The sequence below is a fragment of the Aeromonas bivalvium genome, assembly GCF_000819765.1.
GTDB classification, from domain to species: domain Bacteria; phylum Pseudomonadota; class Gammaproteobacteria; order Enterobacterales; family Aeromonadaceae; genus Aeromonas; species Aeromonas bivalvium.
Genome location: NZ_CDBT01000008.1, coordinates 165,815 through 186,122, shown reverse-complemented (window position 1 = coordinate 186,122; position 20,308 = coordinate 165,815). Strand labels below are relative to the sequence as shown.

Here is a 20,308-nt window from a genome sequence, read left to right as displayed (position 1 = left end):
AAAACCGGGCCCGGGCCCGGTAAAAAACACAGGGAAGCAGGCGTTGGTCTTACCAGCTCATTTCGCCGGTATTGACCTTGGCGCCGATGGCCAGGCCATCATCGACCGGCAGGGAGGGGTAAGCCTGCTTCAACCCTTCGATCAGCGCAGCTGAACCCTTGCTACTGGCCAGCTCCTGCTCGAAACGCTGCACATAGTCACGGGTAAAGGTGACGGCATCCACGCCCTTGGGCTCGTCCCCCAGGAAGTGGCCGGGCACGACGCGCTCGGGTTTCAGGGCCAGCAGTTCGTTGAGGGTCTTGACCCAGTGGGCGCGGGCTTCCCTGGTCTGGCTGTCGGCCATCCATACGTGTACGCCGCTGTAGACAGGCACGCCACCGAACGCGGTCTTGATGGACGGCGCCCACAGGTAGGCAGTCGGAGTATTCATCTCCTTGACCTCGATCGTCTCCCCTTCCAGGGTCAGATGGCTCGCCGTCATCACCTGGGGAAGGGTCAGGCTCTTGGGCGCATTTTCACCCAGGATCGGACCCCAGTACGCCAGCTTGGCATCCTTGGTCTTGTTGATATGGTCGACCACGTGCTGATCGGCCAGCACCTTGACGTTCGGGAAGGCCGCCATGATGGGCTCCAGACCGAAATAGAAGTCGGGGTCGCCACCACTGATGTAGACCGTGGTCAGCTGCTTGCCGCTCTGCTTGATCATCTCCACCAGCGCCTGGCCGCTCTTCACGTCAAACTGGGCATCGATCAGGATGGCTTCCTTGTCACCGGCCACCAGGGAGGAGGAGACGGGGAAGATGGCATGTTCACCGGGGTTGTAGACGGTGACGCTGAGTGGCGCCGCCATGGCGGCGCCGCTCAGCAGGGTGGTCGCCAGGGTCAGATTGCGGATCAGGGTGCGGTTCATTCGATATTCCTCAACAGGTTAGCGGGGGTTCATCAGATGGACACAGTGTATTGGATCACTTAAGTTACAAATACCGCATGAAAAGCGCACCACTGTTGCACACATCGAACATATAGAGGTCTGAAGATGGATCGACTCACCGCGTTGCGGGTCTTCGTCAGCGTCGTAGAACAGGGCAGCCTGAGCGGTGCCGGAGAGAGGCTGGAGATGTCCCGGGCCATGGTCTCCCGTTACCTGGCCGAGCTGGAGCGCTGGATGGGGGCCCGCCTGCTCCACAGGACTACCCGTCGCCTCAGCCTGACCGGGCCGGGGGAAGAGGCGCTGAACCGGGCCAGGGCCATGCTGGCACTGGGGGAGGAAATGGAGCAGATCGCCATCCGGGGCGACGAGACGCCCAAGGGCCAGCTGCGCATCACCAGCAGCTACTCCCTCTCGGATGCCCTGCTGGTGGGGGCGGCCAACGAGTATCTGGCACTCTACCCCGACACCGCCATCGACATACTGCTGCTGGACAGAACCGTCAACCTGGTGGAGGAGCGCATCGATCTGGCCCTGCGCATCACCAACGATCTGGACCCCAACCTGGTGGCCCGCCGCCTCGGCACCTGCCACTCCGTGGTCTGCGCCAGCCCGGCCTATCTGGCCAGACACCCGACCCCGCAGCGCGTTCAGGATCTCGCCCTGCACAACTGCCTCACCTACACCTATTTCGGCAAGAGCCTGTGGGAGTTTCAGGGGCCAGGCGGCCCCCAGTCGGTGCCGGTCAGCGGCAACCTCAGCGCCAACATCTCCAACCTGCTGCTGAGTGCCACCCTGGCGGGCGCCGGCATCAGCCTGCAACCCCGTTACTCGGTGGTGCAGCACCTGGCACGCGGGGAGCTGGTGGCCCTGTTGCCTGAGTGGCAGCCCAAGCGGCTCGGGGTCTACGGTGTCTATGGCACCCGCAAGCAGATGTCTCCCCTGCTGCGCAGCTTCCTCGACTTTCTGGTGGCCCGCATGGCCGAGGATCCGCTCTGGCAATAAAAAAGGGGCCGAACGGCCCCTTGTCTATCGCGGTATCAGGCTTCGAAGCCCGTCATGGGGAGTGGCTCCTCCTCCCCGGGTGCGAGGAAAATATCCTGATAGGCCATGTAGATGGAGTAGTTGAGGGCGGGCAACACCACCAGCAGGCCGATCAGCATCAACAGGGTGCCAAGCAGCAACATGGCGCACCCCAGCAGGCCCCACCAGAGGAAGGGCCACATGTTGCGCAGGCACCCCTGAAAACTCAGCCTGACGGCCTGCCAGACGCTCACATCGTGAAAATAGATCAGCGCCGGGGCGAAGGTCACCGCCATCAGCACGGGTACCAGCAGGGCCATCCCCACCAGCAGGCAGAGCAGCACGCCCCTGGCCTGCTCCACCGTCAGGGTGAGCTGCTCCGGATCCTGGCTGAATATATCCTCCAGCCCCCACAGGGAGAGCAGCCCCAGACAGAGCATGACCACCAGGGTGAAGAGTCCCAGGGTGAGCAGGCCACCCATCACCAGTGGCGTCAAACGGTGACGAAAACCGGCGAAGAGATCGGAAAAGGTCAGCCGCCCCTGCTCGTCACCGCCCTTGGCCACCACCATCCAGCCCGCCATCCACACCATGTAGAGCAGCTGGGAGATGAAACCACCGGCCGGCAACTGCTCAATCAGCAGGCCGATGCCGAGCCAGAGCAGCAACATGGCGACACTCGGCCCCATGCCCTTGTTGAAGATGTCGAATCCGCTGCGGATCCACAACCAGCCACGACCCAGGGGGTGGCGCTGGGGCTCGACGCGCAAGGCGCGGTTACTGTTCATCATTAAGCCTCGGTTCGGTTGTCGGGGAGGAGGGCGCTCAGGGCACTGTCACCGTCACCATGATGGTGGCGGTATAGGATCCGGTTCGCACCGGCTGGCCCGGCAGCCTGGTCGGGTACACCCTCACCCTGTAATCTGTCTTGTGGGTAATGTGCGAATAGGGTACCGCGATGCCGGTATCCAATGGAATAGGTGTGTCCCCATCCTGCTCGAGCAGTCCTATGCCCACCCCCGCCAGAGAGGTGGTGATGAAGTTGCCCTGGCTGGCGAGGGCGCCGCCGAAACGGTAATCGAGGGGAGTGACATAGTCGCTCGGCACCTGACTGCAGGTCACGCTCACGTTGACGCTGCGCGGAGCATAGCCCTGGGGCACGCCTCCCTCGACGAAGGCGCTCTGGGCCACGGCACCGAGATCCAGAGGAATGCTGCTGCCCGCCGGGAACTGGCAACTCGGGGTCGAGGTGACGCTGATGTTCATGGCCAGCCGGCTGAACTCGTTGCCGACTCCGGTATCCGGTGCATTGACCCGGCGCACGAACAGGCTGGCGACCGTGCCGCTGAAGGTCTGGGTGCCCGTGATCCCCTTGAGCAGCTTGAGGGTGTAGCTGCCGCCATTGACATGAATGCCGCCGAGCGCCAGGTCGAGCAGATTGCCGACACAGAGCAGCAGCACGCCTGACGTGGTCGCATTGAAGGGCACGGTACGATCGCTCCCCCCCACATTGAATGCCACCCTGAGCCCGAAGTAGTCATTGAGCTTGATCAGGGTGCCCATCGGATCGGCCAGGGTGGGCAGCGTGGTGGTTCCCTGATAATGGGTGGTCTGCAGCAGGCCCAGATTGATGCCGGTGCAGTTGCAATTGGCCGAGCTGGTGGTGGCAAACATGCCGCCGGTCTCCTCCCCTGGCTGGTAGAGCGCCGACGGGCTGGTCAGGGGCACGGTCGCCATGAAGGCACTGGTGCACTGGCCGTTGACGGCATGGGCCCCCGGCAGGTAGCAGAGCGTCACCAGCAGGATGAGTACAGCGCCAAGCCCCCTCATGCCCGACCCCTTGCGATCTTCCCCCATCATCCCCCTCCCAGCCCAAAACCCTGTTCATGGTAATTGCCATCGTCATCGATCCAGCGCAACCGGCCATAACTGACCCCTTTGAGCCCCACCATGGGCAGCCTCAGCTCCCCCAGGGGCGGGATCAACGCCGCCTCGCGCCAGGCCTGCGGCCCCTGCCCTCCTTCCAGCAGCACCTCGCTCACGCTGATGTGAAAAGGGCTGTCATTGCGCACCCTCAGTCCCTGCCCAGGCTCCAGCCGCCACACCAGGCGAGCCACCGCCTGACGAGGGGATCCCGCCAGGCCGGCGGGACGATAGAACAGCTTGATGCGGGTGCGATAGGCGATCTGCACCCTGGCCCCCGTCGCTTTCGCCCTGGGGGGCAATCCCAGCACGTTGAGCCAGAACAGGGATTCCCGATCCCGGGCCAGGGCGCGATTCGCCACCCTGTAGATGCGCAGCGCCTGCCCCTTGCCCGCCCCCAGTCGCATCACGGGCGGCGTCACCAGGAAGGGGGCCTGGCTCCTGTCTGGCCCCAGGTTCGCATTTCCCTCATCGACCCAGGCCTGCAACAGACTGGGAGCCCCATCGTCGTTGCGCACCATGAGGCTGGTCTCGGTCGCATCTGCCGGGTAGATGAGGCGGGTCGCCAGCAGGTTGATGGCCCCCTGCACCTCGCCCTGAACCAGCAGGATCCCGCACAGCAGCCCATATCGAATCCTATTTGTCATTCTCCCTCCCCGGCCAGCCTGACCCGCGCGGCAGGACGCACTGCTCTCCCCCATCACTGCGCCTCCTCCCGCAGGCAGCGAGCCGCCACCTGCTGATAGGGAATGGCGGGATCCACCTCGGGTTGCCGATAGTCCAGGCGGCAGCGTTGATGGCTGCCCTTGCCCCACTCCACATGGAGCGGCCCCGATTCACCCCGCACGAAGATGAGGCCGCCCTGGCCCACCACGGCCACGGAGCGGCCGCTGGCATCCACCACATCGGCGCCAAAGGGCAGCGGCTCCTGGCTCGCCAGGCTGGCCTGCAGCAGCAGGGGCTGGCCAATCCGGGTCTCGTAATCGAGCTTGACGATGGCACCGCGCCTGGGCGCCACCAGCTGAGCGCTGCCGTCTATCTCCACGTCCACCGGCAGGCCGCTCGGATCCAGGCTGATGATGTTGTTGCGATAGGGATTGAGTCCGGCCACGACGGCGTAGCCATCTCCATCCACCTCGCTGCCGATCCCCTGGCTTATCCTGGCCCCCTGGGCACCCCTGGCCTCCACCAGCGCCATTGTTTCCCCCTGGCTCTGGCCGAGGGCCCAGCCCTCCTCGTGGATCAGCAGAGTCCCCTTGGCCGAGGCCACGTACTGGGCGTAATCCTCCCCCTGGCTGGTGCTGACGCCGAGCTGGGTCTTGGCCCCCTGATACTGCAGGTTGCCGCCATAGCCATAATGGCTGCCGCCATGGCTGGCATAGAGGCCGTAATAGAGGCGGCCATCGCGGGCTCCGCCATTGAGATCCGCCCGGATCAGATGGCCCTGCCCCTCCTGGTAGGAAAAGGTGCTGCCGAGGCGAGGGCTGCCCAGGCTCTCCCCTATGGGGATGCTGAGGCTCAGCACATACTGGTTCCCGCCGTCATCGTCGAGGGAGTGACTGGCGGAGAAGGTGAGGCTGCCCCAGGCGAACCCCTTGTTGTAGCCAAGCTGGAAGCTGCTGCTGTTCCCCTCTCCTCCCCAGTAGTTGCGGGTGATGCCGCTCAGATAGAGATCCCCCAGTTCCCCCACGGGTTGGCTGATATTGAGCTGGAAGCGGTTGCGCTCCCGCTGCACCAGGCTGGGGTTATCCCCCTGCAGCACCGCCATGTCGTTCAGATCCAGATACCCCTCGCTCGAGAAACGGTAGGCGGCCAGGGTGACGTAGGTGCGGGTGTAATCCATCTGCTTGCTGTAGGCCAGGCGGTAGCTCTGACCCGACTGCGCCTCGGCAAGGCCAGACTCGGCGGGCAGGTCCCGCGCCCAGGAGCCGGTGACGTCGAGGGCCAGGGCGCCATAGTCGGAGCCGACCGCCAGGCCGCCGAGCAGGGCGCCATAATCCTGGGCCCCGATGAGTCCGCCGTAGAGGGTCAGGGTGTTGGAGAGGCCGCGCCGGTAGGTGCTCTGCAGGAAGTTGGGGCCCTGATCCCCGTTGTCGCCGCGATGGCGGCCCAGGGTCAGGCTGAAGCGGGACGCATCTGCGCGCAGCATCTGCACCACGGAGGAGAATGGCAGGGTGAAGCTGCGGCTGCGGCCATCCGCCTCCGTGATGGTGACATCGAGATCCCCGGCGAAGCTGGTGGCATAGAGGTCATCGATGGCGAAGGCCCCCGGGGCGACCTGGGTCTCATAGATGAGGGCATCCCCCTGGCGTATGGTGACCCTGGCATTGGTGTCGGCGCTGCCGCGCACCACGGGGGCGAAGCCCCGTTCGAAATCCGGCAGCATGGCATCATCGCTGGCGAGCTGGATGCCGGTGAAGGGGACGCTGTCAAAGCTGTCTCCCGGGGTGAAATACTCCCCCAGGGTGAGCTGGGCCCGCATTGCCGTGACATCCCGCTGGACATAGCTGTTGAGCGCTCGATAGTCCCCATGACCCTCGAAGGATCCGTTGTGGCGCAAGCGCCAGCCCCCCAGATTGAGCCCGCCATTGAGGTTGACGTTGCCGCTGAGGTGCTCGGAGGTACCACGCTGGTCGCTGTAATAGAGGTTGGCGTTATACCCGACGAAGGCGGCGTTGATCCCCTCGACCCACTGATCCGGCCCCACATGGTTGCGGCGTACCCGTCCGACATAGGCCTGGGGCAGGCTGAGTGATCCGGTCAGGCTGGGCAAATCCATGGTGAAGCTGGCCTCGGGCACCAGGGCTGCCACCTCGATGCAGTCGCTCTTGAGCAGTCTCTTCACCGTCCGCTGACGGGGGAGGCGCTCGACCAGCAGGCCCCACTGCTCGACCTGGCTGGCCTTGAAACAGAAACGGGGGGCATCTGGGGTCTCCCCCGCCCGTATCTCCAGGCGCTGGCTCAGCTTCTCCTTGCCATTGATGATGATGTCGAGCTGATAGAGCCCGGGGGGCACGAAGTCGGGGCGGGAAAAACGGGTCAAGTCTATCTCCATGCCGAGGCTGCCCAGCAGCTGGCTGTCAAACTCCACCTCGGCGGCGGGCGCCGCAGCCGGTTCGGCGGCCATGGCCCCCTGGCCGATGAGCAGCAGAAGCGGGAACCACCCGGGATGAGCGCCCCGCCACAGCGTGCGGATGCCGGGAAGCGCAAAGGTGGGGGAGCACATGGCAGCAAGCTCACGGACTGTCAGGGCTCACCTCCTTCCTGAGACGAACAAGGGCCGGATACGGGACTGAAAACGCCGATCCCTTACGCGTCAGTTGAACGAAAACCGGCCCATCTCCCGGGCACCGTAGTCATTGAGCCAGTAGAAGGTCACCGCCTTGGCCTTCACGGCACCCCGCAACTGTTCCAGCGGAAAATCGAAGCTGCCCCCCGGCGCCACCATGCCGCCGCTGCGGTTGCTGAACGTCCTGGCCTGGGCTGTCTGCAACTGGAGATTGCTGATGCTGACGTGAAAACGGCCCGGATTGCTGGCCCGCAGCACATAACCCTCGGCCCGGGGCACCAGCTGCCAGCGCAAGCCATTGGCCGACTGCTGGATATCACCGGGCAACCCCTGAGGACGGTAGAACAGCTTGATCCGGGAGCGAAAGGCGAGCTGCACCAGGTTCTGACCTGCCATGGCCGCCTTGGCACTGGGGGGCACCTCCAGCACATTGAGCCAGAGCACGGACTCCTTGTCCCTCGGCAGGCCCTGCCCCACGTAGGCGACGCGAAGGGATTGGCCCCGCTGCGCCTCGATGCGGGTGATGGGAGGGGTGATGAGAAAGGGCAGCTTGTCGGCCCCAGGCCGGATCCGGCGATCGCCGGCATCCATCCAGACCTGCACCAGCGCCGGCGCCATGCCCTTGTTGGTCAGCTCCAGCGTCACCTCACGGGCCGTGGCGGGGTAGATGACCCGGGTGCCGGATATCTGGACCTGAGCCCAGGCCAGCATGGGGAGCAGGGCCAGGGTGCACATCAGCAGACGACCACACCACCTGACGCCCAGGGTCTGACTCGCCAGCGGGATCATGGGAAGTCACTCAGTGATAGTCGAGGGAGTAGATGAGATCCGCCGACACCAGACCGGCTCCCACCGTCCCGGTGGCTATGTAGCGGGCGCTGTAATAGAGGGTGGCATCACCGGTGGCGCTGAAGTCGACCAGCACATCATTGCCCGTGTTGTCCCTCAGATCGATGGCCGTGCTGTTGGCCGACAGGATCTGTACCTCGACGTTGGCTGCTGGGTTCTTGCCGCCGGATGCCACCGCCTTGTTGCTCAGGTTCCCGGTACTCTGCTCCACCCCTATGTTCTCAAAGTAGGCGCGCACCGAACCCGTGGTGGGGCAGCTGGTAAGATCCAGTTTGAAGCCCGTGGTGCCGGCGGTCTGTCCGAGACCGGAGAGGGCATTGGTGCTGACGGTGGGCAGGGTCACGAACGCCGACGAGTTGCCACCGTTGACCGAGATGTCACAGGTGCCAGCGGTGACTTCGCCCGTGATGGTGATGGTGCCGTTGAACGCCAGGGCGGCGCCCGACATCAGCAGACCGCTTGCGATGCCAATCGTTACTAGGGGGGTCATTTTCATCACAGCCTCCAGCAAAGCCGTTGGAGTAGAGGCGCCTGGTGTGCGGTGGCTGAACCGCGGCTCACCCGGTACAGGGTCATTTAGCGCCCGAACATTACTGACATATAAGTAAATAGCACACAGCCATGAAACCCGCTTGCGTCGCCTGAAAATGACGCAAGCCGTCATGGCGACTCCTCCGGGTCTGCCCTGCCGACGACCTGCGCCAGACAGCCGGATGACAATGTGGCATCATCGCCCCCTCAATGACCCATGCCGGAGCCCCCATGCGCCTCTTGTTCTCTGTGTGCCTGCTGCTGTGCAGCGCCAGCCTCCATGCCGAAACCGGCTTCATCAGCCGCCTGCTCAACCAGCCGGTTCCCGGCGGCGTCGCCGTCATTCCCCTCGACGAGGGGAGTCAATCCCCCGCCCCCCGCTATCAAGACAAGCCGGTGCTGGTGGTCAAGGAGGAGGGGAGACAGTGGATCGCCATCGTCGGCATTCCGCTCAAGAGCAAACTTGGCGAACACCGGCTCGTCCTGGCCGATGGCCGCACCCTCACCTTCAACGTCGCCGACAGGCACTACCGCGAGCAGCACATCAAGCTCAAGAACAAGCGCCAGGTCAATCCCGATCCGGACGATCTCGCCCGGATCCAGCGCGAGCTGGCGGAGCAGACCCAGGCCTATCAGACCTTCAGCGCCACCCAGCCAAGCAACTTGCTGTTCGACAAGCCGGTGCAGGGCCCGCTCTCCAGCCCGTTCGGCCTGCGCCGCTTCTTCAATGGCGAGGAGCGCAACCCCCACTCCGGCCTCGACTTCGCGGTCGGCGCCGGCACCCCCATCAAGTCCCCCGCCGCCGGCAAGGTGATCCTCGTGGGCAACTACTTCTTCAACGGCAATACGGTATTCGTCGATCACGGCCAGGGGCTCATCAGCATGTTTTGCCACCTGTCGAAGGTCGACGTGAAGCCGGGTCAGAGCCTGCCACGCGGCGGCATCGTCGGCCGGGTCGGCTCGACCGGCCGCGCCACCGGCCCCCACCTGCACTGGAACGTCAGCCTCAACGATGCCCGCGTCGATCCCGCCATCTTTATCGGCGCCTTCAAGCCCTGAACGGGGCATCAAAACCAGGAGGGCAGCCCATCGGCTGCCCTCCTGCTATTCCTCATGGGATGAGTTCCCCTGTCAGGACAGTGTCGCCGTGCCATGGCGAGCCGACTCCTGCCTCATGGCCCACACCATGATGATCACCAGCAGGGTGCTGCTGGTGGGCAGCGCCAGCCAGACCCCGGCCACCCCCCACAGGGAGGAGAAGGCCCACAGGAAACCGCCAATCAGTACCAGCTTGCCCCCGGTGAGCAGGGAGGCGATGCGGGCCCGGTTGATGGCCTGGAAATAGACAGCCCCTACCAGCAGCAAGCCCTCCATGGGCAGGCCCCAGAAGTAGAGCCAGATGCCGAGGCTGGCCACCGGCAAGAGGGCCGCGTTGTCACCGGCAAAGAGATAGACCACCCCCTCAGGCCAGAGGTAGAGCGGTATCATGCCGTACAGCGCCACCGCCAGGGTCACCCCCAACGCCAGGTTGCGCACCCGCAGCACCCGCTGCCAGTTGCCCGCCCCGGCGTTGAAGCTGGCGATGGGCTGGATGCCCATGGCGATCCCCTCGAAGATGAGATAGAAGAAAGCCTCGCTGTAGCTGATGACGCCGTAGGCGGCCACGTGCAGGGAGCTGCCGACCGACAGCAGCGCCTTGTTGTGCAGCGCCAGCACCACCGACAGATAGAGGTACATCAGGAAGCTCGACGCCCCGAGTCGCACTGTTTCCCCCATCAGGCGCCAGTCCGGCATCAGGGTATCCCAGCGGATGCGCAACTGGCTGCGGGGGGTGAAGAAGTGCCACAGGCACAGGCCCCCGGTCACCGCCTGGGAGAGCATGGTGGCAATCGCCGCCCCCGCCAGTCCCCAGGGGATCAACGCCATCAGCAGGTAGTCGAGCAGCACGTTGAGCACGCCGCCCCCCACCAGGATCCAGGTGGTGAGGCCGGGTCGCCCGTCGTTGCGCAGCAGGGCGGTGAACGCCATGGAGAGCACGGCGAAGACCCCGAGCCAGGCGTACCACTGCAGGTAGGCAAACCCGGCGTCGAAGATGACCCCTTCGGCCCCCATCCAGATCAGCATCTCCCTTCCGTACCGGATGCCGATGAAGGCGAGCACGGCGGAGGCGACGAGCACCATCACCAGGGCGTTGCCGACGATGTGGCGCGCCTTGGCCTGCTCCCCCTTGCCCAGATAAAACGAGGCGAGGGACGAGGAGCCCATGCCGATCAACGCCCCCACCGCATAGAGCACGGCGCAGATGGGGTAGGCCAGCATCATGCCCGCCAGACCGTCCTGGCCCAGGATATGACCGACGAAGATGCCGTCTATGGTGACATAGACGCCGGTGACCAGCATGGCGGCCACCGTCGGGGTAACGTAACGCAGGAAGAGACGAGAGAGGGGGGCCGTGCCCAGATCGACAGTGGACATAAATTGCTCAAGGGAGGGGAACGGCCAGAATAATAGCCAAACAAGACCCGGATCACCCGTTATTTATGTTGCAGATCATTCATGTGGAAGGCTTTACCCACCCCAGCCCCTGCTTTAGGCTAAGGCGACTTCTCATGATCGGAAACGCGCCTCATGTTGCACCGCCTGCTCCCCCTGCTTTTCCTCTGCCTTCCCCTGCTCTCCCAGGCCGATGACGCCACCATCCAGATAGAGGAACTGCTCCAGAGCGTGCCCAAGGGCGAGACCCCGGAGAATCAGAAGCTGAGAGAGAGTTACCAGCAGGCGCTGCAATTTGCCCGGGATGCCGAACGCTATCGGGCCCAGGGCAAGGCCTACCAGCAGCTGATGATCGACTATCCCAAGGAGTCGGCCCGGCTCAAGGATGCCCTGCACAACTACCAGCCCGTCAACCGGGTGGCCCTCGCCAGCCTGAGCGAGGATGCCCTGCGCCAGGCGCTGGGGCTGAGCAGCAGCCGTCAGCTCAATCTGCGCAAGGAGCGCCAGGAGCTGCTCGACGGCCTCAATCAGCAGGAGATCACCGGCCAGGAGTTCCACCTGCGCATCGATGAGCTGCGCAAGCAGTTGCAGCAGACCCGGGCCCAGCTCGATCGCATGAGCTTCAGTGGCGAGTCGGATCGCCTGCACGAGGCCCAGCAGCTGATGACCCGTCTCAAGGAGCAGTCCCTGTCGGACAGGATCCAGATGCTGGAGCTGGAGCAGCTCTCCGCCCAGCAGCGCAGCGATCTCGCCAAGCTCAAGGTGCAGGGGCTCAACCTCGCCATCACGGACGAGGATGAGTGGCAAAACGCCCTCGTCAATCAGCAGAACCTGCTCAGGCGCAAGAACACGGAGCGTACCCTGGCCGAGAGCGAGCGCCTCCAGGCCCAGCTCACCGCCGACATGCCGCTGCTGCAAGAGCAGCAGCAACAGAACCAGACCCTCTCCATCCAGCTCGGCGCCCTGGAGGAGCGGATCGAGGGGGTGCAAGACGAGCAGCGGGATGTGGACAACAGCCTCTCCCACCTCAACGATCTGGTGAACTCGGTACGAGAGCAGCTGGAATGGCTGCAAATAAGCAACGCCTATGGCGAAAACCTGCGCAGCAAGCTGGCCGACCTGCCCGCCCTCTTCCCCCTCGACAAGCTCGAATCGGCCATAGTGCAGTCGCGCATCGCCAAGTACAGGTATGAGGGGGAGCAGGAGGAGCTCAAGGATCCGGCCAAGGTGCGGGATCAACTGCTCAAGGAGGAGGACAAGCTGGATCGCGCCCAGCTCACCGTGCTCGACAACCTGCTCAAGACCCGTCGCCTGCTGCTGACCCGGCTCAACGATGCCGCCGACACCCTGATCCAGGAGCAGACCCGGCTCAAGCTGCTCTATATCCGCCAGAACAGCAAGATAGACGAGATCCGCGAACTCAGTGCCAGTCATCTGTTCTGGCTGCCCGACGTGCCGCCACTGGCCCCGGCCGTCCTGCTCGGGGTGCCGGCCGCCCTGGGGCTGGCCCTCGACCCCGCCAACTGGTGGCAACTGCCCCTGGCCCTGTCCGAGGGGGGCGCCACCCGGCTCACCTTCACCGTGCTCGCCCTGCTGCTGCTGTTCGTGACCTGGATCCGGCTGGCCCGCCACCTGAGCCACTTCAGCCAGCAGATAGCCCCCAGGATCGGCAAGGTGACCCAGGACAAGTTCAGCCTCACCAGCCGCCTGCTGCTGCGCTCCCTGATGGCCGCCCTGCCCCTGCCCGCCATGGCGCTGCTGCTGCGCTATCAGCTGGAAGGGGCCTGGCAGTATCCCTTCGCCATCGCCATCGCCAAGGGGCTGGGGGAGATCTGGTTCCTGCTGCTGGCGCTGCTGCTGGTGCGTCATCTGACCCTGGAGAAGGGGATCCTCATCCACCACTTCGGCTGGAACGGCGCCCGGGTCGCCCGGGTCTGGGGCCAGTTTCGTACCCTGCTGCTGATCCTGATCCCCAGCTTCTTCGTGCAGGGCATGGCCGACAGCTACCAGGAACACGCCTTCTACGACACCCTGGGCCGACTCGCCTTCATGGTGGGGGCGCTCTGGCTGCTGCTGTTCTTCGTGCGTCTCAACCGGGAGCGCCTGCCGCTCACCTGGGGCCAGGCGGACATGAACAAGCCCCACCTGCTGCACCACTTCATCTGGAACGCCCTCATGCTGGCCCCCCTGGTGGCGGTGGTGGGCGCCCTGCTCGGCTACTTCTACACCTCCCGCACCCTGCTGCGCCAGCTGGAGGTCAGCCTGCTGATGGGGCTGGGCTGCCTGCTGGTCTACTACCTGGCGCGGCGCTGGATGCTGATCCAGCGCCGTCGCCTCGCCTTCGATCGCGCCAAGAGCCGGCGGGCCGAGATCCTGGCCCAGCGGGGACGCGAGGAACAAGATGACCTCAGCTCGGAGATCCCGGACGTGGTGGAGGAGCAGGAGCTGGATCTGGACACCATCAGCGCCCAGTCACTTGGCCTCATCCGCACCCTGCTGATGCTGGGCTTCACCATGCTGCTGGTGGTGCAGTGGTCCGATCTCAACTCGGCCTTCAGCTTCCTCAGCAACATAGAGGTGTGGCAGGTGAGCAGCAAGGTGGCGGGGATAGAGCAGCTCTCGGCCATCACACTGCAGGATCTGATGCTGACCCTGTTCGTCTTCATCCTGACGGTGATGACGGCGCGCAACTTGCCTGGCCTGATGGAGCTGACCCTGCTCCAGCACCTCAGCCTCTCCCCCGGCACCGGCTTCGCCCTGACCACGGTCAGCAAGTACCTGGTGATCCTCATCGGCGCCCTCACCGGCTTCTCCATGCTCGGCATCGACTGGTCCAAGACCCAGTGGCTGGTGGCGGCGCTCTCGGTGGGGCTGGGCTTCGGGCTGCAGGAGATCTTCGCCAACTTCGTCTCCGGCCTCATCATACTGTTCGAAAAGCCGATCCGGCTCGGCGATACCGTCACCATTCGCGATCTGACCGGCACCGTCTCCAAGATCAAGACCCGGGCCACCACGATCGTGGACTGGGACAGGAAGGAGATCATCGTCCCCAACAAGGCCTTCATCACCGAGCAGTTCATCAACTGGTCCCTGTCCGATGCCATCACCCGGGTCAAGCTGCGCATCCGCATCGGCCTGACCCAGGATCCGAAGCGGGTGCAGCAACTGCTGGAGCAGTGCGTGCAGGAATCCAGCCTGGTGCTGGATACCCCGACCCCTGAGGTGTTCCTGATCGAGTTCACCGATTCGGCCCTCATCTACGAGATCCGCCTCTACGTCAACAACATGGACCACAGGATGCCCATCACCCACGAGGTACACTCCGCCATCCTGGAGAAGCTCCATGCCCTGGGCATGCACCTGCCCCACCAGCAGATAGACATCAGGATGAGCCGAGGCTGAGCCAGCCCCAAAGAGCGACAAACCCGGCGCCGTGTCTCTACGTAGCGACACAGACAACAGGAGCCCATGATGCAGGGCTGGTAGAGTGCGACAAGCGCAGCGCCGTGCACCAACAACAGGAGCCTATCATGCAGATCATCGCCCACCGCGGGGCCAGTGGCCTGGCCCCGGAGAATACCCTCAAGGCCATCCGCCTCGCCCTGACCCTGGGGGCCCCCGCCATCGAGATCGACGTGCAGCAGGCCGATGGCGAGCTCTGGGTGTTCCACGACCGTCGCCTGGAGCGCTGCACCGACGGCCACGGGGTGCTGACCCGGCAGAGCGCCGACTACCTGAGGGGCCTGGATGCCGGTGAGGGGGAGCCCATCCCGACCCTGTGGCAGGTGATGGCCGCCATCGCGGGACGCTGCGAGCTGCACATAGAGCTCAAGGGGAGCGACACGGCAGAGGGAGTGGCCATGCTGACCCGGCGGGCCGAGCGCGATCTCGGCTTCACCCCGGCCCACTGGCTGGTCTCTTCGTTCCACCACCCCGAGCTGGCCCGCTTCGGCCGGTTGCGCCCGGATGTCCGGCTCGGCGCCCTCATCGCCCACCGTCCCCTGGCGCTCTCCCCGCAAACCCAGGCCCTCGCCCCCTGGTCCCTCAACTGCGACCTCGACTTCGTTGATCAGGCCCTGGTGCACGAGATCCATGACCGCGGCCTCAAGATCCTGGTCTATACGGTCGATGATGTGGACGATGCCAGGCAGCTGGCCGAGTGGGGTGTCGATGGCATCTTCACCAACCATCCTGAGCAAATGCTCAAAGAAACCCAAATGGGTCAAAACGGCCCAGACCGCGAAAATAAAGGCTCGCAGGGGATAAAGAAGCCGGAAATCGGCCGATAACCTAGGGGACCAAAACAATAAAATACATCCCCATGACTAACGCAGACTGACGCTCACAAGGACGTAGATATGAACCTATCCATCAAGAACAAGCTGGTACTGGCCGTCGGCCTGATCATCCTGATCATCACAGGGCTGCAGGTCTGGTACAACACCACCCAGCTCAAGGGGGAAACCCAGCGCCTGGTCTGGAACATCATTGACGAGAGCTCCAGCTCCAACGTCAAGGGGATCTCCCGCTGGCTCGACTCGCGCATCGGCATGGTCACCTCCGCCAAGGAGGCCTTCACCGACCAGGATGCTCCCATCAGCCATCTGGCCCAGGCCATGAATGCAGGCCACTTCGATCTGGTCTATGCCGGCACCCAGGACGGCAAGATGATCCAGAGCAAGCCCACCGACCTGCCTGCCGGCTATGATCCGCGCCAGCGCCCCTGGTACAAGGCGGCCATCGCCGCCGGCAAGCTCATCGTCACCGAGCCCTATGCGGACATCACCACAGGCCAGCTCATCGTCACCATCGCCGAGCCCTTCACCCGGGGCAACACCCAGGGGGTGATCGCCGGTGACGTCTCCATCGACAGCCTGGTGCGCGACATTCTGGCCATGAGCCAGGAGGGCACCTACGCCATGCTGGTGGACAAGAATGGCACCGTCATCGCCCACCCGGACAAGACGCTGGCCCTCAAGCCCGCCACCGAGATCTCCCCCGAGCTGACGGCGCCCAGGATCAACGAGCTGGCCCATGACGGCATGATTTCCGACATGGTGATCGGCGGCAAGGCGAGCGTGTTCGACCTCACCGAGATCCCCAACTCCAACTGGTATTTCGGCATAGTTGTGGACGAGGCGGTCGCCTACCAATCCGTCTCCCGCATGGTCACCTCCACCCTGCTGCAAGGCCTGCTGACCATCCTCATCGTCGCAGGTTTCTCCTACCTGGCCATCAGCCGCGCCCTCTCCCCGTTGCAGATCCTGGGTGACGCCATCGCCGATCTCTCCCGCGGCAACGGCGATCTGACCCGCCGCATCAAAATAGAGCGGGAAGATGAGGTCGGGGCCGTGGCCAAGCACGTCAACACCTTCATCGAGCGCATCCATGTCATGGTGCAGGACATCTCCAACTCCTCCGGCCAGCTCAACCTGCAGGCCCGCTCCTCCCACGACATGGCGGAGAAATCGAGCCAGGGTCTGGCGCGCCAGCAGAACGAGATCTCCCAGATAGCCACTGCGGTGCACGAGATGTCCGCCACCGCGGTCGAGGTGGCCAGCAATGCCGAGCAGACCGCAGACGCGGCGCGCACCTCCTCCGAGAGCTGTGAACACGGCAAGCAGGTGATCGCCCGCAACCAGCGTTCCATCACGGATCTGGCGGGTCAGGTGGAGCAGGCTTCCAACATCATCCAGGAGCTGGAGAAGAACGCCCAGGAGATCAACACCATCCTCTCCACCATCCAGGGCATCGCCGAGCAGACCAACCTGCTGGCCCTCAACGCCGCCATCGAGGCCGCCCGGGCCGGCGAGCAGGGCCGCGGTTTTGCCGTGGTCGCCGACGAGGTGCGGGTACTCTCCCAGCGTACCCACAGCTCCACCGTCGAGATCCGCAACATGATAGAGACGCTGCAACGCAACACCCAGGGGGCGGTCAGCACCATGCACGAAGGGCAGCTGCTGGCCCAGAACAGCGTGGACGATGCCAGCAACGCCACCCTGGCCCTGGAGCAGATCACCGCCTCCATCAACCAGATCTCCGACATGGCGACCCAGATCTCCAGCGCCGCCGAGGAGCAGCGAGCCGTCACCGACGAGGTGAGCCGCAACATCCAGGCGGTGAAGGATGTCTCGGACGAACTGGCCGGGGATGCGGACAGCTCCCGCAACCTCTCTGCCCAGCTCAAGAACATCTCGGGCGAGCTGAGCAACCAGGTCGGCATGTTCCGCATCTGATCCCGGCATGGCACTCGCCAGCCACCATGAGAAAGGGGCCGCACGGCCCCTTTCTGCTATGGCCTCGCCATGGTCTCCCTTCCCCTCTCCCCCCAACTGGCTCGAAACAGGCATCCTCATATGAGGCATGTTCTGTTATAAAACAGTATGCTATCGCCGACTTCGAATTAGTTTTTTGAAGCCGATACCAGAGCGGCTCATCAGCGAATAATTCTTATTAAACAATTTTGATAAAAAACTTAAAAACTTTAGGGTTAATACCTAAAAAGAGAGGCATTTCTCATTTTGCCGACAGAAAACTTCGTACAATTCTGAGGTTAAAATAACCAAATCAAGGCGTGTGGCTGATCCTGATCACTGATGGATGGCGATAATTCTGGTGTTTTCATCCAAGGAATGGGGTGACTCTAATAAAAGTCACCATTGCCAAGCACTAAAACAGAGCAGTTTGACTTGCATCAAGCCTGAATTTTTTTGATAGAGCAAAATCGTGCCCAGCAAATCTATCCCTAAGGAGGCAGATGTGGATATTATCAAGACCGATGTCGCCATCATCGGTGCCGGTGGTGGTGGCCTGCGTGCCGCTATCGCCATAGCAGAAGCCCATCCCGACCTCGAGATCGCCCTGATCTCCAAGGTCTATCCGATGCGCAGCCATACCGTCGCCGCCGAAGGTGGCGCCGCCGGCGTCGTCCGTGACGACGACTCCCTCGAAAACCACTTCAACGACACCGTCTCCGGTGGCGACTGGTTGTGCGAGCAGGACGTGGTCGACTACTTCGTCGAAAACTGCACCAACGAGATGATCCAGCTGGAGCATTGGGGCTGCCCCTGGAGCCGCAAACCGGACGGCAAGGCCAACGTGCGCCGTTTCGGCGGCATGAAGATCCCCCGCACCTGGTTCGCCGCCGACAAGTCCGGCTTCCACATCCTGCACACCCTGTTCCAGACCTCCATCAAGTACCCGAGCATCAAGCGCTTCGACGAGCACTTCTGCCTGGACCTCATCGTGGAAGAGGGCCGCGTCCAGGGCGTGCTGACCTTCGACATCCAGAACGGCATCACCCGCTTCATCCAGGCCAAGTCGGTGATCCTGGCCACCGGCGGCGCCGGTCGTGTCTATCGCTACAACACCAACGGCGGCATAGTCACCGGCGACGGCATGGCCCTGGCCTACCGTCACGGCGTGCCTCTGCGGGACATGGAGTTCGTCCAGTATCACCCGACCGGCCTGCCGGGCACCGGCATCCTGATGACAGAGGGCTGCCGTGGCGAAGGCGGCATCCTGGTCAACAAGGATGGCTACCGCTACCTGCAAGACTATGGTCTGGGCCCGGAGACCCCGGTCGGCGAGGCCAAGAACAAGTACATGGAGCTGGGTCCGCGCGATCGTCTCTCCCAGGCCTTCTGGCAGGAGCAGCAGAAGGGACGCACCATCCCAGGCCCCATGGGCGACGTGGTGCACCTCGACCTGCGCCACCTCGGCGAGAAGTACCTGAAAGAGCGCCTGCCCTTCATCTGCGAGCTGGCCAAGGCCTACGTGGGTGTGGATCCAGTGAAAGAACCCATCCCGGTCCGTCCGACCGCCCACTACACCATGGGTGGCATCGAGACCAACGGCCAGTGCGCCACCCGTATGCCGGGCCTCTATGCCCTGGGCGAGTGCGCCTCCGTCGGTCTGCACGGCGCCAACCGTCTGGGTTCCAACTCCCTGTCCGAGATAGTGGTGTTCGGCAAGGTGGCCGGTGAGCACGCCGGTGAATTTGCCAAGACCCAGCAGCATGGCAACACCCAGGCCCTGGCCGCCAAGGCCGAGGCGCTCATCAAGCAGCACCTCTCCCTGCTCGATATCGACGGCACCGAAAACCCGGCGGATATCCGCAACGAACTGGGTCTCTCCATGGAAGCCGGGGTCGGTATCTACCGCACCGAAGAGCTGATGCAGGGCACCATCGACAAGATCAACGAGCTGAAAGCCCGTTACAAGAAGATCAAGATCAACGACAAGTCCTCGGTCTTCAACACTGACCTGCTGTACGCCATCGAGCTGGGCTACATGCTGGACGTGGCGGAAGCCATGGCCCACTCCGCCATCAACCGCAAGGAGTCCCGCGGTTCCCACCAGCGGCTGGACGGGTTCGAGGAGCGTGACGACGTCAACTTCCTCAAGCACACCCTCTCCTTCTACAACCAGGAAGGCACCCCGACCATAGACTACTCGGATGTGAAGATCACTAAATCCCAACCGGCGAAACGCGTATACGGCTCCGAGGGTGAGAAACAAGACGAGGCTAAGAAGCATGGCTGAGATGATCGAAATTGAAATCCTGCGCTACCGTCCGGAGCAGGATAACGAGCCCTGGATGCAGACCTTCCAGGTGCCTTACCTCAAAGAGATGTCCCTGCTGGACGCCCTGCAGTACATCAAGGATCAGCTGGACTCTACCTTAAGCTTCCGCTGGTCCTGCCGGATGGCGATCTGCGGCTCCTGCGGCATGATGGTCAACGGCATTCCGAAACTCGGTTGCAAGACCTTCCTGCGGGACTACCTGCCAGGCAAGATGACCATAGAGCCCCTCAACAACTTCCCCATCGAGCGCGATCTGGTGGTGGACATGTCCGATTTCATCGAGAAGCTGGAGAGCATCAAGCCCTACATCATCCCGTCTGAGCCGCGCAGCCTGTGCGACGGCGAGTACACCCAGACCCCGGCCGACATGGCGAAGTATCACCAGTTCTCCATGTGCATCAACTGCGGTCTGTGCTACGCCGCCTGCCCGCAATATGGCATCAACAAGAAGTTCACCGGCCCGGCGGCCCTGGCACTGGCCTATCGCTACAACGCCGACAACCGCGACAGTGCGTCCAAGGAGCGGATGAAGATCATCAGCCAGGACGAGGGCGTCTGGGGTTGCACCTTCGTGGGCTACTGCTCCGAAGTGTGCCCTAAGGGCGTGGATCCGGCCGCCGCCATCCAGCTTGGCAAGGTCGAGAGCGCCAAGGACTACATGATCGCCATGTTCAAGCCGGATTGAG

At 63.6% G+C, this 20,308-nt stretch carries 15 protein-coding genes; 7 read left to right on the top strand and 8 right to left on the bottom strand.

The window, feature by feature from the left end; genetic code table 11:
* Positions 1 to 49: 49 nt before the first annotated feature.
* A complete protein-coding gene (locus BN1119_RS01920) occupies positions 50 to 910 on the bottom strand; it encodes a Vmh family MBL fold metallo-hydrolase (RefSeq protein ID WP_041993064.1) in 861 nt (286 codons plus the stop codon).
* A 126-nt stretch (positions 911 to 1,036) separates the two neighbouring features.
* Here BN1119_RS01920 and BN1119_RS01915 point away from each other — a divergent pair, with 126 nt between their 5' ends.
* Entirely contained in the window at positions 1,037 to 1,933 is an 897-nt protein-coding gene (locus BN1119_RS01915; RefSeq protein WP_041993061.1) for a LysR family transcriptional regulator, read from the top strand.
* Between the two features lie 35 nt (positions 1,934 to 1,968).
* Here BN1119_RS01915 and BN1119_RS01910 read toward each other — a convergent pair whose 3' ends face one another.
* From BN1119_RS01910 to BN1119_RS01885, 6 genes are all read right to left on the bottom strand, one after another.
* Complete coding sequence (locus tag BN1119_RS01910) at positions 1,969 to 2,739, bottom strand: BPSS1780 family membrane protein (protein ID WP_041993058.1); 771 nt, start codon at positions 2,737 to 2,739, stop codon at positions 1,969 to 1,971.
* A gap of 37 nt (positions 2,740 to 2,776) precedes the next feature.
* A complete protein-coding gene (locus BN1119_RS01905; protein ID WP_041993054.1) occupies positions 2,777 to 3,811 on the bottom strand; it encodes a fimbrial protein in 1,035 nt (344 codons plus the stop codon).
* Positions 3,808 to 4,521 (bottom strand): fimbrial biogenesis chaperone, encoded by a 714-nt coding sequence (locus BN1119_RS01900; RefSeq protein WP_041993051.1) that lies wholly within the window; start codon positions 4,519 to 4,521, stop codon positions 3,808 to 3,810. Before BN1119_RS01900 ends, BN1119_RS01905 begins: the two co-directional genes overlap by 4 nt.
* A 53-nt stretch (positions 4,522 to 4,574) precedes the next feature.
* A complete protein-coding gene (locus tag BN1119_RS01895) occupies positions 4,575 to 7,100 on the bottom strand; it encodes a fimbria/pilus outer membrane usher protein (RefSeq protein ID WP_244463663.1) in 2,526 nt (841 codons plus the stop codon).
* A gap of 90 nt (positions 7,101 to 7,190) precedes the next feature.
* Positions 7,191 to 7,952: a fimbria/pilus periplasmic chaperone gene (locus BN1119_RS01890; protein ID WP_084205247.1), complete on the bottom strand. Its 762-nt coding sequence runs from the start codon at positions 7,950 to 7,952 to the stop codon at positions 7,191 to 7,193.
* 10 nt (positions 7,953 to 7,962) lie between these two features.
* Positions 7,963 to 8,508 (bottom strand): fimbrial protein, encoded by a 546-nt coding sequence (locus tag BN1119_RS01885; RefSeq protein WP_041993048.1) that lies wholly within the window; start codon positions 8,506 to 8,508, stop codon positions 7,963 to 7,965.
* A 266-nt stretch (positions 8,509 to 8,774) separates the two neighbouring features.
* Between BN1119_RS01885 and BN1119_RS01880 the strand changes: the two genes are divergently transcribed.
* Entirely contained in the window at positions 8,775 to 9,602 is an 828-nt protein-coding gene (locus tag BN1119_RS01880) for a M23 family metallopeptidase (RefSeq protein ID WP_041993045.1), read from the top strand.
* Between the two features lie 72 nt (positions 9,603 to 9,674).
* Here the strand turns inward: BN1119_RS01880 and BN1119_RS01875 are convergent, their stop codons facing one another.
* Complete coding sequence (locus tag BN1119_RS01875) at positions 9,675 to 11,018, bottom strand: MATE family efflux transporter (RefSeq protein WP_041993043.1); 1,344 nt, start codon at positions 11,016 to 11,018, stop codon at positions 9,675 to 9,677.
* 153 nt (positions 11,019 to 11,171) lie between these two features.
* Here BN1119_RS01875 and mscM point away from each other — a divergent pair, with 153 nt between their 5' ends.
* The 5 genes from mscM (at position 11,172) to BN1119_RS01850 (ending at position 20,307) form a co-directional block, all read left to right on the top strand.
* A complete protein-coding gene (mscM, locus tag BN1119_RS01870; RefSeq protein ID WP_041993039.1) occupies positions 11,172 to 14,438 on the top strand; it encodes a miniconductance mechanosensitive channel MscM in 3,267 nt (1,088 codons plus the stop codon).
* 128 nt (positions 14,439 to 14,566) lie between these two features.
* Positions 14,567 to 15,325 carry a glycerophosphodiester phosphodiesterase gene (locus BN1119_RS01865; protein WP_041993036.1) on the top strand — a complete coding sequence of 253 codons (759 nt, stop codon included), beginning with the start codon at positions 14,567 to 14,569 and terminating at the stop codon, positions 15,323 to 15,325.
* A gap of 69 nt (positions 15,326 to 15,394) precedes the next feature.
* On the top strand, positions 15,395 to 17,272 hold the full coding sequence (locus tag BN1119_RS01860; protein WP_041993033.1) for a methyl-accepting chemotaxis protein: 1,878 nt from the start codon (positions 15,395 to 15,397) through the stop codon (positions 17,270 to 17,272).
* Between the two features lie 523 nt (positions 17,273 to 17,795).
* Entirely contained in the window at positions 17,796 to 19,580 is a 1,785-nt protein-coding gene (gene frdA / locus BN1119_RS01855) for a fumarate reductase (quinol) flavoprotein subunit (RefSeq protein ID WP_041993030.1), read from the top strand.
* The gene (locus BN1119_RS01850; protein ID WP_041993027.1) at positions 19,573 to 20,307 is read left to right on the top strand and encodes a succinate dehydrogenase/fumarate reductase iron-sulfur subunit; all 735 of its coding nucleotides are present in this window, start codon (positions 19,573 to 19,575) and stop codon (positions 20,305 to 20,307) included. The genes frdA and BN1119_RS01850 overlap by 8 nt, the downstream gene beginning before the upstream one ends.
* Position 20,308 lies beyond the last annotated feature (1 nt).